This is a genomic window from Shewanella sp. KCT (assembly GCF_007636505.1).
Lineage (GTDB): Bacteria > Pseudomonadota > Gammaproteobacteria > Enterobacterales > Shewanellaceae > Shewanella > Shewanella halotolerans.
Window position 1 is genome coordinate 35,589 of the sequence record NZ_LVDJ01000014.1, and the last position, 24,078, is coordinate 59,666.

Annotated in this window: 12 protein-coding genes and 1 pseudogene; 7 read left to right on the plus strand and 6 right to left on the minus strand. The window is 56.0% G+C overall.

Going from position 1 to position 24,078, the window contains the following annotated elements; genetic code table 11:
• Positions 1-204 precede the first annotated feature (204 nt).
• Complete coding sequence (gene nagB / locus AYI87_RS17380) at positions 205-1,011, minus strand: glucosamine-6-phosphate deaminase (RefSeq protein ID WP_144203948.1); 807 nt, start codon at positions 1,009-1,011, stop codon at positions 205-207.
• A 317-nt stretch (positions 1,012-1,328) separates the two neighbouring features.
• Here nagB and AYI87_RS17385 point away from each other — a divergent pair, with 317 nt between their 5' ends.
• A complete protein-coding gene (locus AYI87_RS17385; protein ID WP_409928981.1) occupies positions 1,329-1,877 on the plus strand; it encodes a pseudouridine synthase in 549 nt (182 codons plus the stop codon).
• Between the two features lie 39 nt (positions 1,878-1,916).
• Here AYI87_RS17385 and AYI87_RS17390 read toward each other — a convergent pair whose 3' ends face one another.
• The 3 genes from AYI87_RS17390 to prfB all read right to left on the minus strand — a co-directional run bounded on the left by AYI87_RS17390 (position 1,917) and on the right by prfB (position 7,308).
• Complete coding sequence (locus AYI87_RS17390) at positions 1,917-4,397, minus strand: bifunctional diguanylate cyclase/phosphodiesterase (protein WP_260865171.1); 2,481 nt, start codon at positions 4,395-4,397, stop codon at positions 1,917-1,919.
• 297 nt (positions 4,398-4,694) lie between these two features.
• Positions 4,695-6,197 (minus strand): lysine--tRNA ligase, encoded by a 1,503-nt coding sequence (lysS, locus tag AYI87_RS17395; protein WP_144203950.1) that lies wholly within the window; start codon positions 6,195-6,197, stop codon positions 4,695-4,697.
• A 12-nt stretch (positions 6,198-6,209) separates the two neighbouring features.
• Positions 6,210-7,308, minus strand: a protein-coding gene (gene prfB, locus AYI87_RS17400) for a peptide chain release factor 2 (protein ID WP_186300663.1) whose coding sequence is annotated in 2 segments (ribosomal slippage) — positions 6,210-7,232 and positions 7,234-7,308 — 1,098 coding nt in all. Because the reading frame shifts where the segments join, the coding sequence is not laid out codon by codon here.
• 189 nt (positions 7,309-7,497) lie between these two features.
• Between prfB and AYI87_RS17405 the strand changes: the two genes are divergently transcribed.
• Entirely contained in the window at positions 7,498-8,478 is a 981-nt protein-coding gene (locus tag AYI87_RS17405) for a pentapeptide repeat-containing protein (protein WP_144203952.1), read from the plus strand.
• A 265-nt stretch (positions 8,479-8,743) separates the two neighbouring features.
• Complete coding sequence (gene fdhF, locus AYI87_RS17410; RefSeq protein WP_144203953.1) at positions 8,744-12,976, plus strand: formate dehydrogenase subunit alpha; 4,233 nt, start codon at positions 8,744-8,746, stop codon at positions 12,974-12,976.
• A gap of 92 nt (positions 12,977-13,068) precedes the next feature.
• On the opposite strand, the gene AYI87_RS17415 is transcribed toward fdhF, so the two are convergent.
• Positions 13,069-14,733, minus strand: a complete 1,665-nt coding sequence (locus AYI87_RS17415; protein ID WP_144203954.1) for a methyl-accepting chemotaxis protein — start codon at positions 14,731-14,733, stop codon at positions 13,069-13,071.
• A 3,253-nt stretch (positions 14,734-17,986) separates the two neighbouring features.
• Positions 17,987-20,185 (minus strand): annotated as a pseudogene (locus AYI87_RS21520) (S8 family serine peptidase); the annotation flags it as partial.
• A gap of 723 nt (positions 20,186-20,908) precedes the next feature.
• Between AYI87_RS21520 and AYI87_RS17425 the strand changes: the two are divergent.
• The 4 genes from AYI87_RS17425 to AYI87_RS17440 are packed head-to-tail and all read left to right on the plus strand — an operon-like array spanning position 20,909 to position 24,066.
• Positions 20,909-21,745, plus strand: a complete 837-nt coding sequence (locus tag AYI87_RS17425; RefSeq protein ID WP_260865172.1) for a MipA/OmpV family protein — start codon at positions 20,909-20,911, stop codon at positions 21,743-21,745.
• The gene (locus tag AYI87_RS17430) at positions 21,735-22,130 is read left to right on the plus strand and encodes a DUF3019 domain-containing protein (protein WP_186300664.1); all 396 of its coding nucleotides are present in this window, start codon (positions 21,735-21,737) and stop codon (positions 22,128-22,130) included. The genes AYI87_RS17425 and AYI87_RS17430 overlap by 11 nt, the downstream gene beginning before the upstream one ends.
• A complete protein-coding gene (locus tag AYI87_RS17435) occupies positions 22,127-22,831 on the plus strand; it encodes a response regulator transcription factor (protein ID WP_144203958.1) in 705 nt (234 codons plus the stop codon). Before AYI87_RS17430 ends, AYI87_RS17435 begins: the two co-directional genes overlap by 4 nt.
• Complete coding sequence (locus AYI87_RS17440; RefSeq protein ID WP_144203959.1) at positions 22,828-24,066, plus strand: ATP-binding protein; 1,239 nt, start codon at positions 22,828-22,830, stop codon at positions 24,064-24,066. Before AYI87_RS17435 ends, AYI87_RS17440 begins: the two co-directional genes overlap by 4 nt.
• Positions 24,067-24,078: the final 12 nt, after the last annotated feature.

The window sequence follows — 24,078 nt, forward strand, 5'->3', positions numbered from 1 at the left end:
TGGTCTGGCCTAGTTGTATCTGTCATAACATAGTCAAAAATCAGGGTGTTGGAAAGCGGCGCCGGCAGCTAACATCGGCTCCTAATGCCAGGCCCCAATTGCCATGAGTGGGACCATCACTAACAAGGCGTTGACAACAAAACCTCCAAAACAGAAAAGGCGCCTCCGGTGAGAGACGCCCTTTCTGTTTATCAATAGCTATTACTACTCACCGGCCTTGAGCGCCGCCAGCCTGGCCTGCAGCAGCTGATTCTCAGCCTCGATATGACGATAGAACTCCTTGTCGGCCAGCTTAGATGCGGCCGCCTCATCGATCACCAATACGGCATCGCGATGCAGCTGCAACGCCGATGCCGGACAGGCGGCGCTCAGGGCGCCCTCTACCGCGGCGCGAATGGCGTCGGACTTGCTCTCACCGGTGGCCAGCAACAGCACCTTCTTGGCATCTAAAATGGTGCCTATCCCCATGGTGATCGACAGGTGGGGCTGATATTCTCCCTCGGCGAAGAAGCGAGCATTGTCTTCTATGGTCGCCTGGGTCAGCGTCTTGACCCGGGTACGTGACATCAGGCCAGACGAGGGCTCGTTGAAGCCGATATGCCCGTTGCGGCCTATCCCTAGCAGCTGAATATCGATACCGCCGGCGGCCTGGATCCGCGCCTCATAGGCCTCGCAGGCGGCGATAGGATCTTCGGCATCCCCCGGCGGCACATGGGTATTGTCCTTATTGATGTCGATAGCATCGAACAGCTGGCTATCCATGAAGTAGCGATAGCTCTGAGGATGACTGCCCTCCAGCCCCAGATATTCGTCCAGGTTAAAGCTGGTCACCCCTTTGAAGGTGACGGCGCCCGCCTGATTTGCGGCCACCAGGCGCTGATAGAGGGACACTGGGGTCGAGCCAGTCGCCAGCCCCAGCACAGAGTCCGACTTACGCTTAAGCTGATTGATGATGAGATTGGCACCATATTCCGCCACCTCGGCGCTGTCTTTTAGAATAACAATTTGCATGATTTGATTCGTCTCGGCCCTGGTAGTTAACGCCCTCTCACGGCAGCTGACAGCAGCAGTTCTATGCGCCGATGAGAGAAATTAACATTACTATAACCACAAATGACAGCGTTGTCATTATTAATCTGACCATAAAAACGACGCACCTTTTATGGTAAACTGCCCCGCCCACTACCACAGAAAAGCCAATGTCAGCGCGTATACCAACAAAAGTCACGCCTAGAAAAGTTACCCCAGATTCAATTGAACAGACTCAAGGCGAAGCCCAAGAACAGATGCAATTGACTGGGCAAACAAGCACGCCTGCCCAACACTTTATGATCTTTAAGCCTTACGGCTATCTGAGCCAGTTTGTCGGCGAGCGCCGTAAACGTAAGCCTTTACTTGGTGAGCTGGCCAACTTCCCAACGGGCATCATGGCGATCGGCCGGCTGGATCATGACTCTGAGGGATTACTGCTATTGACCACTGATGGCAAGACCAGCCATGCGGTGCGCAGCAAGTCGATCGAGAAAGAGTATTATCTGCAGCTCGATGGCGAGATCACGGAGCAGGCGATATTGAGCCTCTGCGAGGGGGTTGAGATAGGCATCAAGGGCGAGAAGTATCGCACCCTCCCCTGCCGCGCGCGCCGCCTCGACCAGGCGCCAGACCTACCACCGCGGGGACGCAAGATCAGAGACGCCCGCCACGGGCCTACCAGCTGGCTGGCGATCACCATTACCGAGGGCAAGAATCGTCAGCTGCGTAAGATGACCGCCGCCGTCGGCTTTGCCACCCTGAGGCTGGTGCGGGTACGCATAGGTGACATCCACCTGGGTGCGTTGCAGCCAGGCGAAGTTAAACCGCTCGCGACACTAGGCTAGGCGCTAGTCCAAGAGCAAATCTAAATACTAGTCCTAGGGCTAACCTAAGAACTCGGCCAGCTCCTCGACCACTCTTGGCTTGCTGTAGAGATAGCCCTGGGCCTGATCGCACCCCGCCGCCTCAAGGAAGGCCGCCTGCTCCGGCGTCTCCACCCCTTCAGCTATGATGCAGAGGTTCAGCGCATGGCCAAGGGCGATCACCGCCTTGGCAATTGCCGTGTTGTTGCCGTCTCTGGGAATATCACGGATGAAGGACTGATCTATCTTCAGCTTATGTATAGGCAGACGCTTCAGGTAATTCAGCGACGAATAGCCGGTCCCGAAATCATCCACCGACAGCTCGACCCCGAGCTCGCCCAATTGTTTAAGCACCTCGATCACTGCCAAGGGATCGGACATCATGCAGCTCTCGGTGACCTCAAGCTCAAGGTATTCGGGCGGCAGCCCAGCCTCATCGAGCACACTTTTAACCTGGGCGCAAAACTGTTTCTGCTGCAGCTGAGGCCCGGCAACATTCACCGAGATGCGACCAAAACGCTTGCCCTCGGCTAGCCATTGGGCGCCCTGGGTCGCCGCCTGTTTCAGTACCCAGAGGCCTATCTCGTTGATCAGGCCGATATTCTCCGCCACCGGAATGAAGATGGCCGGCGAGATAATGCCCAGTTGTGGGTCTTCCCAGCGCAGCAGCGCCTCGAAGCCGACACACTGACCCGTGCTCAGCGCCAACTTGGGCTGGTACACCAGGTAGAAGGCATCCTTGTTGATGGCATCGTGCAGCGCACTCTGTAGCTTGAGATGCTCCACCGAGGCCAGGGTTAAAGATTGGGTATAGAAGGCGTAGTTGTTGCGGCCATTGGCCTTAGCCCTGTGCATGGCGGTATCGGCGTTACGCAGCAGGGTGTCGCCGCTCTCGCCATCACCCGGGTAGATGGCCACCCCCATGCTGGCGGTGAGGCGCACGCTGCCCTCGTCATCCAGCAAGAAGGGCGCGTCGAAGGCTTCGCGCAGCCGGCTCACCATGAGGGAGACGCTGTCGTCACTCTCCACATGGGGCAGGACGGCGATAAACTCATCACTACCCAGCCTGGCCAAGGTGGCTTCCTCGCCCAGCTTCTGCTCCAGGCGCCTGGACACCTCCATTAGGATGGCATCGCCGGTCACATGACCATAGCTGTCGTTAATATGTTTAAACAGATCCACGTCGATGAAGATCAGTGCCAGTTGCGTCTCTTCACGGGCCGCGTGGCGCAGTTCCTGTTCCAGGTTCGCCGACAGCATCAGGCGGTTGGGCAGCTTGGTCAGCGGGTCGTGGTACACCAACCGCGCCAGCTCCTTCTCGCTCTGCTTCTGCGCCGAGATATCGGCGAACACGGCGACGAAATAGCGCACCTGATGATCGTCACCATACATGGAGCTGATGGTCAGCTGCTCGGGATAGATGGCGCCGCTCTTGCGTCGGTTCCAGATCTCGCCGTGCCACTTGCCGTTGGTCAGCAACGAGCGCCACAGGCGCTCGAAGAAGGCCTTGTCGTGACGGCCGGAATTTAAAATGCGTGGGTTTTCCCCCAGCACCTCGTCGCGGCTATAGCCGGTGATCTCGGTAAAGGCGCCATGAACCTCGACAATATTGCCGTTGGCGTCTGTGATCACCACCCCTTCCACCGAGTTCTCGAAGATGTTAGCCGCCAGTTCCAGCTGTTCCTGAGCCGCCTTATGGGAAGTGATGTTACGGGAGATGCCGATCACCCCTTCGAGAGTGCCGTCAGGTGAGACGACAGGAACCTTAGTGGTCTCCAGCCAGGAGTTGGACTGGTCGATATCTTTAGCCTCGCACTCGGCGGCCGTCACCTGCACGCCGCGCACAATTGACTCATAATCCCCCTGAACAAACTCTTCGGCCAGCTCTGGGGAGAAGATCTCATCGTCGGTGCGATTGAGCAGCTGCTCTTTGCTGCGCCCCCAGGCGATCTCGACGCTCTGGTTGATCAGCACATAGCGCCCCGCTACATCCTTCATCCACACATGCTCAGGCAAGCTGTCGATAAAGAGTTGCAGATCCACATTCGGCGCCGGATGCGGCTCTATCTCCAGTAACTGCTGGCGATGGGTCTGGTAGAGGTTGACCAGGGCATATTGCACCGCCTGACAGGTCAGCTTGACCAGGGTATTTAGCCGCTTGTCGTGGTTAGGCTGTTCGTTTGGCACCAGACACAGGGCGCCATAGAGGGCCTGGGAAGGCCAGAAGAGCGGATGCAGTATGATACCGCCAACGTCCACCGGTGCGTGGGGATGATGAGGATGTTCGATATAGTCACGAAACAGGGTGAGTCCCTGGGCGCAGAGCTGGGCGATACTCTGGCGATGGACCTGATTGTCATCGCACAGGCTTAGCTGAGGCGTCAGACCATCAGTGGCCGTTAGGGCCAGCAGGAATAGACTGCCGTCAAATGCCAGGGCTAAGCTCTCTAACGCTTCCTGCCAATCTTGTAACGCTTCATCTGGAATCTTGATATCTATCACTATCCTACTCCGAGAGCGACGACCGAGTGTCACTATCCCTGAATCCTTTACGCTAGCTTATCGCCAATTAGTCGCAATGGACACCTGCAAATGCGATAAATTAACCTTAATTTAACAAAAGTGTGTTAGTCCCGACAAAAAATGGCGCAGGCAGCGGCCCAACCCATCTTATACTAGAAATCAATTAATTTATCAGTGGTTTAATCTAAAACTCCATCTCAGACGGTCATTTTAACTGCAAATGCCGCAGATAAAAAAACCAGCCTTGAGGCTGGTTTTTTCTTAAGCGTTGCCTGCTTATCCCTGAGGACGCATCGCCGGGAAGAGGATCACATCACGAATGGTGTGGGTGTTGGTAAATAACATCACCAGACGGTCGATACCGATACCCTGACCGGCAGTCGGTGGCAGACCGTGCTCCAGCGCCGTGATGTAGTCGGCGTCATAGAACATGGCTTCATCGTCGCCCGCATCTTTAGCATCGACCTGCGCCTTGAAGCGCTTGTCTTGATCTTCGGCATCGTTCAGCTCGCTGAAGCCGTTAGCCACTTCGCGACCGCCGATGAAGAACTCGAAGCGGTCGGTGATGAAGTGGTTTTCATCGTTACGACGGGCCAGCGGCGAGATATCTGCCGGGTAGCCAGTGATGAAGGTAGGCTGCATCAGCTTAGGCTCGGCGGTTTCACCGAAGATCTCTTCCAGCAGCTGACCACAGGTCCAGAACTTCTCGATAGTCATGCCCAGGCTCTTGGCCAGATTACGCATAAACTCGACGTCTTTAACCTCTTCATAGGTCATAGACTGAATCGTCTCGTTGTCTGGGTTGTACTTCTTGATCGCATCCAGCATGCTCAGACGCTCATATGGACCGCCGAAGTCGATAGTGTGATCGCCGTATGGCAGCTTGGTATCACCCAGCAGATCTTTGGCGATTGACGAGAGCATCTCTTCGGTCAGATCCATCAGATCTTTGTAGTCGGCATAGGCCATATAGAATTCCATCATGGTGAATTCTGGGTTATGGCGTGGCGACAGGCCTTCGTTACGGAAGTTACGGTTGATCTCGAACACGCGCTCGAAACCACCTACCACCAGACGCTTGAGGTATAGCTCAGGCGCGATACGCAGGTACATCTCGATATCCAGCGCATTGTGGTGAGTAATGAAAGGACGCGCAGAGGCACCACCCGGGATGCTGTGCATCATAGGGGTTTCCACTTCCATGAACTCTTTGCTTACCATGAAGTTACGGATAGCGGTTACCACTTTAGAGCGCATGATGAAGGCCGCACGTGACTCTTCGTTCACGATGAGATCTACATAACGCTGACGGTAGCGGGTCTCCTGGTCGGTCAGGCCGTGGAACTTCTCGGGCAACGGACGCAGCGCCTTGGTCAGTAGCTGGTACTCTTCCATGTTGACATAGAGGTCGCCCTTGCCAGACAGGTGCAGCTGGCCGGTAACACCGATAATGTCACCGATATCAAGACCTTGATACTTGGCCTTAAGATCTTTCTGAACGTCTTTACCGGCATAGGCCTGGATACGACCGCTCACATCCTGGATCACCAGGAAGGGGCCACGCTTGGCCATGATACGACCGGCGATAGAACGCTGGACATTCATCTCTTCCAGCTCTTCCTTGCTGTATTGACCATATTCGGCCTGGATGTCGGCAGCCTTATGTTTTCGATCGAAGTTGTTCGGGTGACCGTTAGCAGGGCAAGAAGCGCGAACGTGATCTAACTTGGCACGGCGCTCTGCAATTAACTTGTTTTCGTCTTGAGTTTGTTCAGTCATCTTCTTCTCTCGTTAAAGGCCAGATTTCAGGCTAGCTTCAATAAACTTGTCCAGATCGCCGTCGAGGACGCTCTGGGTATTACGGTTTTCCACGCCGGTACGCAGATCTTTGATACGGGCATCGTCAAGCACGTAAGAGCGGATCTGGCTGCCCCAACCGATATCAGACTTGGCATCTTCGGCGGCTTGCTTCTCGGCGTTTTGCTTATGCATTTCCAGTTCGAACAGCTTAGCTTTCAGCTGTTTCATCGCCGTGTCTTTGTTCTTGTGCTGTGAACGATCGTTCTGGCACTGCACTACGGTATTGGTCGGCAAGTGGGTAATACGCACCGCAGATTCGGTACGGTTAACGTGCTGACCACCAGCGCCCGAGGCGCGGTAAACGTCGATGCGCAGATCCGCCGGATTGATATCGATCTCGATAGAGTCGTCGATCTCCGGATAGACAAACACAGAGCAGAACGAGGTGTGACGCTTACCCGAGGAGTCGAACGGCGACTTACGCACCAGACGGTGTACCCCGGTTTCGGTGCGTAGCGACCCGAAGGCGTACTCGCCAGTAAACTTGATGGTGGCGCCCTTGATGCCGGCGACATCGCCGTCGGTGACTTCGATAAGCTCAGGCTTATAGCCCTTGGCTTCGCCCCAGCGCAGATACATGCGCAGCACCATGTTGGCCCAATCCTGAGCCTCGGTCCCACCAGAACCCGATTGAATATCAAGGTAGCAATCAGAGGCGTCGTTCGGACCCGAGAACATGCGGCGGAACTCCAGCTCTTCCAGACGCTTCTCTAAACCAGCCAGCTCGCTGTTAGCGTCGTTGAAGGTGTCTTCATCTTCCTCTTCGACCGCCAGCTCCAGCAGGCCTTCCACATCCTCAAGGCCGCTGTCCATATCGTCTATGGTCTTGACCACTGCCTCAAGGGAGGCGCGCTCTTTACCCAGGGCCTGGGCATTATCGGGATTGTTCCAAACGTCGGCGCTCTCTAGCTCACGACTGACTTCTTCTAGACGCTCACTCTTGGCATCGTAGTCAAAGATACCCCCGAAGAAGTTGGGTGCGCTCGGCCAGCTCCTTGATTTTAAATTTAACCGGATTTACTTCAAACATGACTCTTTCTACTTAAAATTCGATTGGCAGGAATGCAAACGCGGTATTTTAACGCAATCGCCCCAATTCGCATAGGGGCACACTCAGTCTTATTGAGCGAATTTCATCGCAAAAAACAGCATTATTGCTCCCAATGACTCGACGGGAGAATCCCCGCCCCTTTTCGACAGGCTGGCTATAATGTTCAATATGAAACAGACGAACCAATGCTGCTATCACGAAGACGAAGGTTTCTCCTGCACCGAGCCAGCCGAAGCCTCAGGGCTCTGTTATTGGCATGATCCTAAAATCATTAAAGATAAGCCGGAAGATGTCGCCCGTCTGGAGGCCTTCGCCCGCAACGGCGGCATGCTGAGGGGGATCTCCCTCAAGCGTGCCAACCTGCCCGGCATCGATCTGGTGAGGCACCATCAGAAGACAGGCTTCGACATGAGCCACGCCGAGCTGTATCGCGCCAACCTCCAGGGGGCGCACATGTTTAATCTCAACCTGCAACACGCCAGCCTGATGAAGGCAGATCTACGTGAGGCCAATGTTCACTGCGCCAATCTGGTAGGCACCAACCTGCTGGGGATCAAGTGGAACGGCGCCAAGATAGAGAACATCAATACCGGTAAGCTCCTCAGGCAGGAACGCCTGGCCAACGAGGCGGAAAGGGTCGGCGAAAACGAGATCGCCCTCGACTATTTCGAACAGGCAGAGGAGATCTACCGGGATCTGCGCAAGGCCGCCGAGCGTGAAGGTCTGTTTGCCATGGGCGGCGACTACCTGCGTAAAGAGCTCACCATGCGCCGCCATCAGATGCCCAAATACAGCTATTCCCGCGCCCTCTCCAAGATGATCGACATCTTCTGCGGCTATGGCGAGGCGCCCACTAGGGTGATCGGCTTCTCCATGGGGCTCATCTTCGTCTGCGCCCTGCTCTATCTGTTTACCGGTCTCAACTATGACGGCAATATTCATGTCTTCAACTGGCAAAACGATCTCACCACCAACCTGGCACTCTTCTTCAACTGCATCTATTACTCGGTCGTCACCTTCACCACACTAGGCTATGGCGACTTCACCCCCATTGGCTATTCCCGCGCCATCGCTGCCGTCGAGGCCTTCACCGGCAGCTTTACCATCGCCCTGTTCGTGGTGGTATTCGTTAAGAAGATGACCCGCTAAAACCAGAGTGTGATCCACCTCAAATCACACTAATTCCGCCACGGTGCAAGCCAACAAACTCAGCACAATTTGTGAGCAGCACTGCAAATGCAGCACAAAAAATCACTACTAAGACCTGTGGTGAAAAAGCCTCTGGGTATACTCAAGCAAACCTTGTTTCGCTAATTTACGATAAGCCTCTTTACCCATAGGCAGTCCATAAAAAATCATCGACGAGACCAAGGTAGCCAAGCTCAAGCTTAGATTCTAATAAAAGGTCCCTACCATGATAGAACTCACCTTCGACGGCCAGGTCGTCAAAGCCAACCGGGGCGACGATCTGCTCAGCACGGCCAAGGCCGCAGGCATAGCGATCCCAAATTTATGTCATCTGGGCAAACAACTGGATGACAAACTCGCCGGCAAACAAGATTGCAACCTCTGTTATGTTGAGGTACGCGACGAAAAGGGCGACTTTCACACAGTCAAGGCCTGTAAGACACAGGTCGAGGCACCGCTCGAGGTGATCACCCATTCGGCCGCTCTCAGCAAACGCCGCCAAGCGGCGCTGAAACACCTTTTGAGCGACCATTTCGCCGACTGCGAAGCCCCCTGCCAACAGGCCTGTCCCGCTGGCGTAGACGTGCAGTCCTATCTGCTGCATATCGCCCAGGGCAACCACAAGGAAGCGGTCAAGGTGATCAAACAAACCCTACCGCTGCCGCTCTCTATCGGCCGTGTCTGCCCGGCGTTTTGCGAATCGGCCTGTCGCCGCGGCGAGCTGGATGAGCCCCTGGCCATTCGCCAGCTCAAGCGTCACGCCGCCGATCTGGATCTGGACAGTGAAGACACCTATGTGCCGCCCAAGGCGCCCGCTACCGGCAAACGCGTCGCCATCATAGGAAGCGGCCCGGCGGGGATCAGCGCGGGTTACTACCTCTCCAATTCAGGTCACGAGGTGACCATCTATGAATCCATGCCCAAGGCGGGCGGCTGGTTAAGATACGGTATTCCCGAGTACCGTCTGCCCAAGCAGATACTGGACAGAGAGATAGACCTCCTGTGTCAAAATGGCCTGATAATACAGACAGATACTCGCCTCGGCCGAGACATCCACCTCAAGGAGCTGGTCAGCCAATTCGACGCCGTCTGTCTCGCCATCGGCGCCCAGAAGGCGGTGCCCATGAACTATCCTGGCGTAAACCTCGAAGGCTGCTATTTAGGCGTGGATTACCTTAAGGATCACTGCACAGACAACAACTACCACACAGGCCAGAAGGTGGCGGTGATCGGCGGCGGCAACACCGCCATCGACTGCGCCCGCACCGCGCTGCGCAAGGGCGCCGAGGTAACCCTGGTCTATCGCCGCACCCGCGACGAGATGCCGGCGGAGCGCTATGAGATAGAGGAGGCCGAACATGAGGGCGTGCGCTTCTATTTCCTCACTAATCCCATCGAAAACCATGGCGACGCCAATGGCCGTATCAATGCCGTCACCTTCGAGAAGATGCGCCTGGGCGAGCCCGATGCCTCTGGCAGACGCTCACCCCAGGCCACGGGCGAGACCTTCACCGAGGCGTTCGATACAGTGATCCCGGCGGTCTCCCAGACACCAGACATGACCTTCCTCGAACATCCCGAGAGCCAGCTCTCCACCGGCGAGGTGGCCCTGACCCGCTGGAACACCTTCTCCGGCTGTGAACATACGATGTCCTCAGGGGTAGAGAAGCTGTTCGTGCTTGGGGATTCGCGCACCGGCCCCGCCACGGCAGTCGCCGCAGTGGCCGATGGTCGCAAGGCGGCTAACGCCATCGAGAAACTGCTGAGCGGCGAGCTGAGCTGTGAGCTGACACCCGCGCCCTTCAACTCCCAGAAGCAGGATGAGCAGAAGCCAAACAGCCGTCACTTCCCTGCCCGTCTGCTACAGGCCAAGGCCAAAATGCCGGAACTGGCCATCAACAAGCGCCTGGATAATTTCGACGAGATTGAACTTGGCTTTAACGATAAGGAGGCGATGCTCGAGGCCGCCCGCTGCCTGGAGTGTGGCTGTCAGGCCAACACAGAGTGTGCCCTGCGGGACTACGCCACCGAGTACCGTGTCGATGGCGCCGCGCTCGATAAACAGGGCCACCGCGCCTTTACCCAAGATGCCAGCACACCTTTTATCAACTTCGACCCCAACCGCTGCATCAGCTGCGGTGCCTGCGTCGCCATGTGCCGCGAGCAGTCTGGCCATCAGGCGATCAGCTTCGAGCCCGACAGCTATCTAGCCCTGCCCCAGGAGATGGCCGCCTCGCATACTCGCCAGGCGCCTCGCGCCGGGTTCAGCGCCACCATGGCCGACAGCCAATGTGTGCAGTGCGGTAACTGTGTCCAGGTCTGCCCCACTGGGGCACTGACCGATGCCAGAGACAAGCGTCAGGGGGTTAAACATGAGCTGAAACAGACCTCCACCGTCTGCACCTACTGCGGCGTGGGCTGCCGTGTCATCATCCACAGCGATCCCTTAACGGGCGAGATCAAACGCGTCTCGGGCGACAACCGATCTCAGGTCAACGAGGGGATGCTCTGCGTCAAGGGCCGCTTCGGATTCGACTTCATCAACAGCCAGCAACGCCTGACCCAGCCGCTGCTGCGCAAAGATGGCGAGCTGGTGCCGGTCAGCTGGAATGAGGCGATCGACTACATAGGCACCCAGCTAGATCGCATCAAGGCAGAACATGGCGGCGACGCCATCGCCGGCCTGGCCTCGGCCAAGGCGACCAACGAAGATAACTATCTGTTCCAAAAGCTGTTTAGAAGCGTCATCGGCACCAACAACATAGATCACTGCGCCCGCCTGTGTCATGCCTCGACGGTCACCGCCCTGCAAGAAAGCCTGGGCAGCGGCGCCATGACCAATGATATTCCGTCGATAAAATCCTCGGATCTCATCTTCATCCTGGGCTCGGATACCGAGGCGGCGCACCCCATCATCGCCTCCAAGATCAAACAGGCGGTGAACCAACACGGTGCCCGCCTGGTAGTAGCCGACCCCAAACGGGTGAGCATCGCCGACAGCGCCGAGCTCTACCTGCGTCACCGCCCCGGCAGCGACGTCATGCTGCTCAACGCCATCATGCAGGAGATCATCAAGCAGGGCTGGCACGACAGCGACTACATCAGTCGCCGTGTCGAAGGATTCGACGCACTTCGCGCCGAGGTGATTAAGGACGACTACAGCCTGACTAACGCCGCCAAGATCACAGGCGTCGACGCCGATGAGATAGCGCATCTGGCGCGCATGATAGGCACGGCAGAGAAGTCCGCCATCTACTACGCCATGGGGATCACCCAGCACACCTCGGGACACGACAATGTCACCGCCATCGCCAACCTGCAACTGCTGTGCGGCAACATAGGCGTCGAGGGCGCGGGGATCAACCCGCTGCGGGGCCAGAGCAATGTCCAGGGCGCCTGTGACATGGGCGCCCTGCCCAACTACTTCACCGGCTACCAGAAGGTCACCGACCCCGAGGTGCAAGCCGCCTTCAGACAAGCCTGGCAACAGGAATGGCTACCGGAACAGATAGGCCTGGCGGCAACCGAGATGATGCACGCCCTGGCCCACGGCAGACTCAAGGCCCTCTATGTGATGGGGGAAAACCCTGTGCTGAGCGATCCCGACCAGGCCCATGTGATGCAGGGGCTGGAGTCGGCCGAGCTGCTGATCGTCCAGGATATCTTTATGACGGAGACCGCCCAGCTGGCCGACGTGGTGTTGCCGGCCGCCAGCTTCGCCGAGAAGCCTGGCCACTTCACCAATACCGAGCGCCGGGTGCAGCGTCTACAAGCGGCCATCGAGAGCCCAGGCTTGGCGCGCCGCGACTGGCAGATCATCACTGATATCGCCAAGGCACTCGGCGCCGACTGGCGCTATGAGAATGAGGAATCGATCTGGCAGGAGCTGACCCGCGTCACCCCCCAGTACCGCGGCATCCAATGGCAGGACACAGACCCGAGTACGCCACAAGGCCTGCTGGGTAAACATTGGCCCTGCCCAGAGCCTGATCATGAGGGCACCCGCCTGATGCATAAAGAGCGCTTTACCCGCGGGCTTGGCAAGATGACGCCCGTCGGCTACCGCCTACCGGCCGAACTGCCCTGCGAAGATTACCCCTTCACCCTCTCCACCGGGCGCCTGTTGGAGCAGTTCCACACAGGCACCCTGACCCGCAAGACGGACGGCCTCAATACCCTGGGGTCGCCCAGGGTGATGATGTCGGCCATCGACGCCGACCGTCTGGGGGTGAACAACGGCGACGTGCTGACTCTGTCGACGAGACGCGGCAGCATCAACATCGCCGCCTTCGTCACGCGCCGCGCCCAGCCGGGAGTGCTTTTCCTGCCCTTCCACTTTGCCGAGGCGGCGGCTAACAAGCTAACCAATAATGTGCTGGACCCTGTGGCCAAGATCCCCGAGTTTAAGATCTGCGCCGTCAGGGTCGAGAAGGCCAACGAGTCGATCTGCTGGTCTTAGGGCAAGCTGACGTAGTAAAAAAGGCCACAACTCCTGTTGTGGCCTTTTTCTTTGCGGCGAAGCAACTTAAGACGTCATTCTTAATCAGGCTGCTACACCTTAAATTGGCCTACCAGGATATCCAAATTGCGCCCCTCGTTGGCCAGCCCCTGACTGGTATCCGAGGCGCTGTTACTGGCCTGTAGCAGCTCGTTGACGATCTCCTGAATCGCAAACACGTTGCGGTTAATCTCCTCGGTCACCGAACTCTGCTCTGTGGCTGCCGTGGCGATCTGGGTACTCATGTCGTTGATCGAGGTCACCGCCGAGGTCACCGCCCCCAGGCTATCGGAGATCGCCCGCGACGAGGTCACCGAGCGATGACAGCTCTGCTGGCTCGACTCCATGCTGCTCACCGCCAGCGACACCAGATTATGCAGCTCAGACAGCATCTCGTTGATCTCTAAGGTACTGGCCTGTGTCCGGCTGGCCAGGCTACGCACCTCATCGGCTACCACGGCAAAGCCGCGCCCCTGCTCACCGGCGCGGGCCGCTTCGATGGCGGCGTTGAGGGCAAGCAGGTTGGTCTGCTCGGCGATGCCACCTATCACACTCAACACGCTGTTGATCTTCTGTGACTGCTCGTTGAGGGAGTTAATGTGTCCGGCCGCCATATCGATCTCCGCCATCAGGGTCGAGACCTCATGCAGCGAGCTGTCGACACACTCCTGGGCGTTGCCCACATCCTGGGTGGCCGCCTGAGTTGCCTCGGCCACCTGAGTGGTGCTCATGGCCACCTCGGAGGCGGTCGCCGACATCTCGGTGATCGCCGTGACCACCTGATCCGTCTCGTTGTTGTGGCTGATCAGCTGCTGCGCCATGGCGGCGGTCTGGGAGGAGATATTATCCGCGCCGCTCTTCACCTCGACGGTGGCCCTGGCCACATCCTTGATGATCCCCTGCAGCTTATCAACAAACTGGTTGAAGGCGCGGCCCAGCATGGCGATCTCATCGCTGCCCTGCACGTCCAGGCGCTTGGTCAGATCCCCCTCACCCTTGGCGATATCTTCGAGGTTCTGCACCATGTTATGAATCGGGTTCACCATGCGTTGGGCGGCCACCAGCATCACCACGGCGGTGATCGCCACCAGCACCAAGGCAAAGAGCATGATCATCATCGCCTTGTCGTTCATGTGCTTGGTCATCACCTCACGATAGCTCTCCACCTGGGCGTCGATATCGTCGGTATAGGCACCTGTGCCCAAGATCCAATCTTTACCCGGCACGGTTGCGGCATAGCCTATCTTAGGCACCAGGCCCGTGACCCCAGGTTTGGAGTAGTCATAATTGAAGAAGCCATCGCCGCTTCTGGCGGCATCAATCAGGCCGACCACTATCTTCTTGCCGTTAGGGTCAGTCATGCCGATCTGCGCCGTGCCCTCCAGCGCGGGCTTGACCGCGTGGAAACGGTTGAAGCCGTCGAAGTCGTAGATAAAGAAGTAACCGGCGGTGCCGAAGCGCACGTTACGCAGCGCCTTGTTCACATCGCCCGTCGTCCCCAGGGAGAGCTGATGCTCGACGATATCCAGGGCGATATCGACCTGATCCTTGAGCTGCGCCTTACGCTCGCTATAGAGGCTCGCCTTGAAGGTCGACATATTCTCTTCGAGGGAGTTAGATTCCAGGTTATAGGTGATTGAAACTAAAAAGAGAAAACTCAAAATCAGGGGCAGGAGAGCAAATACCAACAGCTTATTTTTCATTCTTAATTGCCACATGTTCCACTCCAACAGGGTTTATTACATTTGTAAGTAAAATATAGCTAAAAAGTACCAGTGTCAGTGCTTAATGCTAGATAAATTGTAGTAGATCAATAATCTTAGCCAACTTGCCCGAAATTTCCGCCTAACATAAAAAAAGCCAGCATTCCATCCCTGGAATACTGGCAATCACTTCAGTAATTGGTTTGTGCTAACGGATAGTGCTAACAAATAGTACTTAGGTGTCACTCCGACGGCTAAGCACAAATTTTACACACTCACTTTCCGGCTTAGTATGAGGCGGCTTAGTATCAGGCGGCTCAATAGCAAACCGCCTGACACCTTGACCTGATTAGCGCGCTAGCTTGCGGCGCAGGCCGGCAAACATCAGCAGCATCAGGGCCGCGAAACCGAGCGCGCCACCATCGTCTTTCTCTTCGACTTCAGGTTTGGTTTCTGGCTCAGGCTGTGGCTCGACGCCATCAGACTCAACGGTCAGCATGAAGCTGGTCGATGCCGCATCGCTTGGGTTTTCCACATCACTCACGGTAACCGTGACTTCCACTTCGCCGTAGAAGTTGGCTTCCGGCGTGATGGTGATTTCGCTACCTGAGGTATGGCCATCGACCACAGCGGTAATGTGCTCACCGGTAACGGTGATCTGGTTAACGCTGTTTTGCTCATCGGCGTACATCACGGCGATGCCTTCCAGGCTAGTGTTCTCTTCCACACTCTGGTCGGCGATGGCGCCCAGGGTGATGTTAGAGGCAACACTGACTGTGTGACTCATACTGATGTCGGCCATGCCTTCGACCTGGCTCACGGCGTTAACCGTCAGGTCTTGACCAGCAGCGCTGTCTTTCACGCGAGTCCAGGCTGTAACCTCGAACTGCGAAGACTCAGGGCCCACGTAGTCGTAACAGATCACCAGACCGTCAGATAATTTCTTATCCAGCTCGCCGTAGCTAAACTGCTCACCCAGGTAGGCATTCAGTGGACCATAGGAATAGACACCGCCCTTGAAGCCTTGGATACCGATAGAACCACGACCGTCTTGGCTACCGAAGTCCAGATTGTCATAGGCCATCATCATCTCGTACTCGCCGTCACCGTGACGGGTATTGACGTTGAAGATCAGCTCGAAATCGAATCTGTCATCCAGCTCTTGCCACTGATAGACGCGGTTTGCATCGCGACCCGCAGGCAGGTATGTACGTGCGTTATCGTATTCCAGGATACCCCAACCGGTTTGCGTGCTGGCGATAGAGATGCCCGAACGCTCGCTGAAGTTGTTGACCAGTGGCGCCGACAAGATAGCCTTAGGTGCACTTGGATCCAGTACCTCGAAGCCACGCCACAACATGCCGATCGTCTCATACGGGAAGCTGTTATACGGGAAGATGTCATGGTATGGGAAGAAGAAAGGCTGACCTTCCCATAGCGACACGATGCCGTGCGCATGAATATCCAGGGCATTTTGCTTACCGACATTGAGCGCTTCATTGTTGTTATACAGATGGAAGCTGTCATAACGACCACCGAAGATCACATCGACTGGCAGTACGATACCGTTGCGGCTCAGGATGTTGTTGTCCTTACCATTAACGGCGCGGCCGTTGGCGTCGTATTCCACCGGCGCGAAGCCACTGAAGATCGGATAGATACGGAACTCTTCGAGGTCAACATAACCACCTGGATTCTTGTTACCAAAGTCTGGCGTACGACACATGGCGTCTTCCAGGTTAGTGGTGACATTGTAGCTAGGCGTCTGGTCGGCGGTATTAGGTTGAACACCGCTGATGGTCAGCTTACCTTCTTCCAGGCTGATGTCTGTCACTATCGCCTTAGATGAGGTCAGTACATCTTCCACATTCAGGCTCAGGCCTGCCGGGATGTCGGCACTAATGGTGAAGGCACGATCCGCGCCGCTGTCATTAGGCTGCACCTCGAAGGTGAAAGGCACCTGCTCACCCAGATGGGCACCGGTTTGCGGTACATCCAGATGCACATCATCGATACCACGCTCAAGCTTGAAGGCAACCTTGCCTATGTTGCCGGCGTTGATCTCTGAGGTACCAAAGTCAATCAGTGAGTAGTAAACATCGCCCTCAACCATCTCAGGCAGGTTCCAGTTCACCTGAATATCCACCGGCTCCTGACCATTGCTGGCAGGCACGTCCACGCTCATGTCAGAGGCAACATTGTCGGTCACAACGGTTGTCGCGAACTGGAAGGTCTCTTCCATGAAGTCGTGGTAGTTGTTCTGCGCCGAGCCCTTTCTTGGGTTGTAGAAAATTGCCCAGTATTGGCCCTCTTCCGGCTGGTTGATGTTACAGAAGTTGTCGTACTGGATGTGGTTAGAGACACACAATAGCTCTTCGAACGGATCCGCCTTGCCATTGCCGTTGTAGTCCTTACCCACGTACACCAGCAGGTTACCTTTCTCTAAGGTACCTTCCAAGCCACTCTCTGTGGTGCCGAAAGATTCGACCATCAGACGACGAGCATTAGCCGGCACCTGAATCATCTCCACATGGGTCGCCTCATCTAAGCGCTCTTCCATCGGCACGCTCTGATCGGCATTGCTGCTCCAAGGGAAGCTAGCATCGTTATCCTTCGGCAGCGTGATGGTTTTCACATCCGCCTTCACAGGCGCGAAGATGCGACCTTGGATATTGTCGCCTTCCGGCAGGCTGATCCCCTTGATGATCGCATTGCCATCATTGCGGTGAGCCGTTGCCGCCAGACGTCCTGGCATGCCGTTCTTGTCATACTTGAACACCACTGGCCAGTGCGCCTCAGACGCCGCGCCGCTGGTTTCGGTGAAGATCAGGTTAGAGTGCAGCTCAACTTCCGCGTTGCTGAACCAGTCCTGGGTATCCATGATCGACGCCTCGACCACGATATCCATGGTTTCGCCCGCTTCCAGGGTAAACTCGCTCGGGGTCACCTTGATAGACACACCGTTCTGTGCCATCTGTGAACGAGAATCGAAGGCCCAGTTCATCACGTCGTCATGGGTCACGCTCCAGCTACCGGCGGTTGTCGCCTTGATGGTACGGATCCACTGACACTGTGGCTTACACTCGAAGTTCACCAGCTGAGGAATGTTCAGCTTGTGCACCGCGCCGCCATTTTGCGGATCGGCAGCCTTAAAGTTCTCAACCGTTTCATCCATGATGAAACCGGCCTTAGCGGCGTTAGCCACATTGATACGACCGGTACCGGCACGGTAGGTCGACGCCAGCGCCACATCACCGTTCTCATCGTTGAGTCTGTGATATTGCACCTTGTTCTCCGCCGTCATCGCCAGCGCAGATTGGATCTCGGTAGCGCTCCAGCTCGGCTTGGCCTGCTTGAGCAGCGCCATGGCACCGGCAACATGTGGCGAGGCCATAGAGGTACCGCTCAGGAAGGCGAAATCACCTGACGAACCACCAGAGACGAATGGATGCTCATCGGCAAAGGCGGCGTAGATGTTAACGCCAGGGGCCGCAACCGCAGGGATCAGGGCTTCTGGGGTCGATGGGCTAGGACCGCGTGACGAGAAGGCCGCCAACCAGTCGGCGCGCTCTGGATCCAGGTCGCGATCGATAGTGGTTTCAGAGATGGTTAGCACATGGTTGCTACCCTTGGCCAGCCAATCGCTCAGGCCGTAACCTGACATGCCGTTGTCCCAGCGACCATCCCACTCCTGCTTGGTGATGTGTATGCTTGGCACAGAATAGGCTGCCGTCGCCACAATACTGTCGGCATTGGCGTAGTTGTACATGATCATGCCATCGGCGCCGCCAGCCAAAATGTTGTTGGCCTTAGCACTACGGGCGATACCGTTAGGATCGTTCAGATCGTTACGCTTACACACCACGATCACATCGGTCGGGTTGCCATCGGCGTCGGTCAGATCGAAGGTGCCAGCCGGGAACGGCTCACCGCAGTACTCGTCGCCATAGTCGCTGGCCTTAACCACCATACCCGTCACCGAGCTGGTGTTTACCGCGCCGCCGACGATCTCGCTCCAACGTGGTGCTTCATCGCCACCCATAGGATCGACCAGCTTGGTCTCTACCAAGATCTCACGAGAGTGGGTACTCGCCGCCACGTTCATCAGCCAAGGCGAGGCATGGTCGATAGCGCCGAAGTATTCCTTGTAGCCTGCTGGCTGACCCGAGTTCCCCGCCGCAGCCGCAACTGAGATGCCGGCTTCGCGAGCCGACAGGAAGGCTAGCTCGACGTCGTCGCTCCATGGGTGAGAATCCTGGCCACCGATAGAGAAGTTAATTACGTCGACGCCGTCGCTGATGGCATCTTCGATACCGGCGATCAGGGCTTCACCCGGACAGCCTGGATTGAGTTCGTTCGATGGGTGACATACCTGGTAAGAGATGATATTGGCGTGAGGCGCCACACCGCTCATGCGCGGGAAGAGTGCCTCTTTGACTACGCTACCATCGTTAACCGCGCCGGGCGCCGGATTGACGAAATCCACATCCAGCAGCACGTTACCCGCGGCGGTTGAGGCCACGTGAGAGCCATGGCCCTGGTAGTCTTCACCTACGGCTGGGCGGGTATCGCCATATTCACCACTGGTGAAAAAATCTGTGATCACTGGGTATGAGCGCACACCGATAAGCTTGTCGTTACACATGCCCTCGAAGCCCTCTTTGAGACAGTCACCCACGTACTGGCCCGCCCCCCAAGGGTTTTGATGGTCATAGCCATCGTCGCCCACATCGGCAAAAGATCTGTGGTCTGTGTTCACCCCGGTATCGATAATACCGACGATCACATTCTCCCCCTTGTAGGGAACCGAATCTGTCACAGTACCTGTCCAGATCTTGTCGGCGCCGATCAGCTCTGGGCCGACATCGGACAGCAGGTCATAGGTCTTAGAGCGACGAACAGAGGCGACACTTGCCATCTGAGAAACACGCTGCGCCTCCTCCTGGGTCATGGTCATAGAGAAACCGTTGACCGCATTGGTAAACTGCTGACGCACAGGGCGATCGCCCAGGGTAGCCGACAGCTCAGAGATGACTGCCTGCTGCTTGCTTAGCAGTTGGTCGCGGTACTGTTTGATCTCGCGGTTAACCGGCTGACCGGCCACAAACAACTTAGCCTCACCAGGCTTAGCCTTGACAGCACTACGCTCGGCACCGCCTTGAGCCAGCAGACTAGCGCCCGCCTGAGCCAAAGGTTTCTGATAGAGTCTGACGATGTAGACATGCTCACCAGTCAGTCCCTCTTCGGCAACGAACTTCTGGTTCTGATGGCTGATCTGAACGTTCAGGCCATCGTTTTGCAACAGGTTAACCTCTTGCGTGCTACCGGCATTGAGTTTTTTCGCCTGCTCGGCGGTGATCTTCAGCGGCTCGAGTCTTTCGACCTTACCCGGCTGTATCGCCGCATGGGCCATACCGGCACTGTAGAGTGCGGCTGCCACGGCTGTTACTAATGTTTTCACCTTCATGGAACTTCCACCTTTTTTGTAGTTATGCCCTGATGAAGCTTGTTGTTTGCATACTTATTCACCAGCGGACTAACATATAATCATGATGGCTTAACTAAGGTGGATAGCTTTGGTGTAGCATTTTGTAGTTTTGTTAAAAAACAAACATTTGATTAACACCCGGTGTTTTTTGAAGATACCAGGTCAGACCAGAGTTATCTAACAAGCTTCAAATACAAACAAAATCATTTAAAAACAACCAAATAAAACATAACCCCCGAAAATCGCTCGAAACAAAGCATGATAACAAAGCCGCTACAAAAGTAAGGCGCGCACAGCACAACCGATAGGCAAGTATGAAGCATCACCTGCTTAGCCCCATGCTTGCCACATAGCAAAATAATGTTATGCTCTGGCGGCACTAAGTGGTTGAAGCATGATTATTCATTCAATAGACACGAGTCGCCCAGCAGACTCACCATGAGTGAAAAAATCGACCGGATGACTCTGATTTCTAGCACTGATGTCGATCAAGGATGCCAGCAAAGCGAAAGCGCAGATTTGCCAAGCTGAAATTTGGCAAGCGGCAGATCTTGGGGATTCGATATGAGCTAACCCAAAGCCTCTACTCGAAAAATCTCTCCAAGGCATGTAGCATTTTGTACACTTATATATATTTTTACAGACTTTTAACCTGAGATGGTTTTAGATGCTAATTTCAGTTTCGGGATGTGGATGAAGGCCATGAAGTACCTCTTGTCCGGTCTTATTTTCCTCACGGTTTTTTTCCTGTGCGAGGCTAGGGCCGAAGAGCAGATAGATGACATTATCACGGGCGAATTTCACCTCACCCTCGCCTTAGGCTATGGCGGAATCGAGAACCCCAGGGCCAAGTCAGACGATATCACCACCTACGCCCTGCCTAGCTGGTCCTACTATGACGACCGCTTCTATGTGGAAAATTTCACTCTGGGTTACAGCCTGTATGAGTCCGATAGCCTGCTGGTCGATCTACAGACCCGCCTGAACGAAGATGGCTTCTTCTTCGAACTCGACGGCTGGAACAAGGTCTTCCTGAGCGACATCCTCGGCTTTAAACCCAACAAGCAGCCGATATTCGGCCCGGCGATCCCCGAGGTGCCGATCGAACGTAACATCTCCTACCTAGGTGGACTGAGCACCACCTGGCTCACCCCCTACAGCGATTTCACCCTGGGCTATTTTCACGACATCAGCGGCGTCCACCAGGGCAACGAGATCCATCTTAAGGCCAAGAAGAGCATGGCATTTTCCTGGGGGGCCCTGGGGTTCGAGGTGGGCGCGATCCGCAAGAGCAGCCAGCTGATCAGCTACTACTACCATTTCACCGAGGAGGAGTTGGGCCGCAGCCGGGTGCAGCAACCTCAGTCGGCGGCCATCAACTACCACACCAGCGGCGTCGTCAACGTGCCCCTGTGGCAAGACATTAATTTTGTAGCCATTATCACCTACACTTGGTTAGGAGACGAGATCACTAAGAACCTCATGATAGAGAAGGATGGATACCTGTCTGGGTTCATCGGAGTCAGCTATGCCTTCTAATGCCATCAAGCTGATACAGTGCATGTTACTACTGGCCCTGGCCACCAGCTTCTACTGCCAGGCCAACAGCACTCAGGTCAATTTTAAGCCCAAGACCTGTGCAGTACTCGAGGCCGGCACGCCCTGTCACATGACGCTCAAGATCAGCTATAAACTTGAGGCATTGGAACAAACCTGTATCTGGATAGCCCTTAAGGAAGCTCCTGAGCAGTGCTTCGATCGCCTTAGCGTGGATCACCTGCTGGAGCTGACGCTCACCAAGGATACCCAGGTACTGATCAAAGATCTCAACAATAAGGTGCTCGATGAGGTGACCATACAGATCGCCACCTATCAGCCCGTTAACACTCGCAAACGACGAGGACTCAACTGGAACCTGTTATGAGCAAACCTAAGATTCTCCTGATTGAAGACGATCTGGATTTGGCGGAGCTCACCCTGCTCTACCTGACACAGCAAGGCTTCGACCTGACCCACAGCGAATCGGCCCAGGCGGTGGCTAATTTGCCCACCGATCTAAGGTTCGATCTCATCATCTGCGACATCATGCTGCCCGACAGCGACGGCTTCAGCCTATTCGCCGAGCTACAGGCGCGCTACCAATGCGTGATCATCTTCATGACCGCCCTCGACGGCCAGCAGGAACAGATAAAGGGCTTAGAGCTGGGCGCCAGCGACTATATCGTCAAGCCGGTCAATCCCGAACTCTTGGTGGCTCGCATCAAGGCCAACCTGAGAAAGCTCCCCAGCGAGGCGCCGCCACAGAGCGTCACTCTGCACGATTTCACCATAGATCATACTCATCAACAGCTGACCATAGGCGACCGCCCACAGAAGGTGACGACCCAGGAATTCGACCTGCTATGGATCTTCGCCCAGCACCCGGGCAAGGTGCTCAGCCGCGAATACCTGTTCGAGCAGTATGTAGGCCGCCCCTACGACGGCCTCGATCGGGCAATCGATCTTAAGATCAGCCGCCTGAGAAAGAAGATAGACAGCTATCAGATCGACGGCCTCACCATCAAGACGGTACATGGCCAGGGCTATCTGTTTAACTATCAGCCCCAGCTATCGGAAAAGGGATGAAGTTTCAATTCTACCGTCTCTATGCCCTGCTGATCTTAAGCAGCGCCCTGATCATCTGGTCTTTCAGCGAGATCCACGGCGCCATGCAGCACCAGGTGGAGTCCTACCAGATAGATGTCGACAGCGTGTTTCGTGGCCTGAGCGAGGATGACAATAGTGTGCTGTTCCGCCAGCTCTCACGCGACGAACTGGCGCTGCCCCAGGACCTGGCCGATAAGCTGGATGGCGGCGAAACCATCGCCCTCACCCTCAGCGGCGGCAAGACCTACTACTATCGTCAGGCCCCCGAGATTAGCGATTCAAACAACAAAGAGCCGGCCAAGGTGATCGCCTTCGGCCCTGTGCTGCGCAAGCCCACTCAGGCGGTGCCCACAGAGCTTATCATCTTCGCCCTCTACGCCAGCCTGGGCTGTCTGGCGCTGCTGCTGATCTGGCCCCTGTTTCGGGATCTCTCCCAGCTGCAGGCATCCGCGGTGGAGTTCGGAGCCAATCCAAGAAAGATGGAGCAGACGATCAACAAGCGCTCGGCCATCTATCCCCTGGCCAAGGTGTTCCATGAAGTCACGGTGCAGATCGTCGACTTCCTGCAGATGCACAAGGAGCTGTCGCGCACCATCTCCCACGAAGTCAGGACGCCTCTGGCGCGCATGCGCTTCGCGCTGCAGCTGAGCAAGGCGGAGCTGGATGAGAGATACTGGCAGCGACTCAACGCCGATATAGATGAGATAGAGCAGCTGGCCAACAACTACCTCTCCTTCGCCAAGCTGGAACACAGGGAGGCGCAGATAAAGAAAGAAGCCGTCAGCACCCAGGCCTTCCTCGACCAGTTAGAGGAGAAATTTGCCCTCTACCAGGACAAGATAGGCATCACTTTTATTGCCGACGACAGGCTTGCGGTATTCGACGCCAGCTCAATGAGCATAGCCACCCAAAACCTGATCATGAACGCCTTGCGCTTCGCCAAGCAGACTATCCAGGTGCGTTTTATCTGCGAAGGCGATCTGTGTCAGATAACCGTTGAAGATGATGGCCCAGGTTTCGAAGGCAAGGGCAAACAGCTGCTGGCCGCTTTTGCAAGGGACAAGGAACAGTCCGACGGCTCGGGCTACGGCCTCGGGCTCTACATAGCACGCAAGATCGCCATCTGGCATCAGGGCCGATTAGAGGTGGCTAAGTCCGAAGAGCTAGGCGGTGCCAGCCTCACCCTGCTCTGGCGCAATCAGCCAGCAAAATAGCATCGGCTCGCC

Excerpts from the sequence above, each read along its gene's own strand:
- nagB (WP_144203948.1), bottom strand. The coding sequence starts at position 1,011 with ATGCAAATTGTTATTCTAAAAGACAGCGCCGAGGTGGCGGAATATGGT.
- AYI87_RS17385 (WP_409928981.1), top strand. The coding sequence starts at position 1,329 with ATGATCTTTAAGCCTTACGGCTATCTGAGCCAGTTTGTCGGCGAGCGC.
- lysS (WP_144203950.1), bottom strand. The coding sequence starts at position 6,197 with ATGACTGAACAAACTCAAGACGAAAACAAGTTAATTGCAGAGCGCCGT.
- AYI87_RS17405 (WP_144203952.1), top strand. The coding sequence starts at position 7,498 with ATGAAACAGACGAACCAATGCTGCTATCACGAAGACGAAGGTTTCTCC.
- fdhF (WP_144203953.1), top strand. The coding sequence starts at position 8,744 with ATGATAGAACTCACCTTCGACGGCCAGGTCGTCAAAGCCAACCGGGGC.
- AYI87_RS17415 (WP_144203954.1), bottom strand. The coding sequence starts at position 14,733 with ATGTGGCAATTAAGAATGAAAAATAAGCTGTTGGTATTTGCTCTCCTG.
- AYI87_RS17425 (WP_260865172.1), top strand. The coding sequence starts at position 20,909 with ATGAAGTACCTCTTGTCCGGTCTTATTTTCCTCACGGTTTTTTTCCTG.
- AYI87_RS17430 (WP_186300664.1), top strand. The coding sequence starts at position 21,735 with ATGCCTTCTAATGCCATCAAGCTGATACAGTGCATGTTACTACTGGCC.
- AYI87_RS17435 (WP_144203958.1), top strand. The coding sequence starts at position 22,127 with ATGAGCAAACCTAAGATTCTCCTGATTGAAGACGATCTGGATTTGGCG.
- AYI87_RS17440 (WP_144203959.1), top strand. The coding sequence starts at position 22,828 with ATGAAGTTTCAATTCTACCGTCTCTATGCCCTGCTGATCTTAAGCAGC.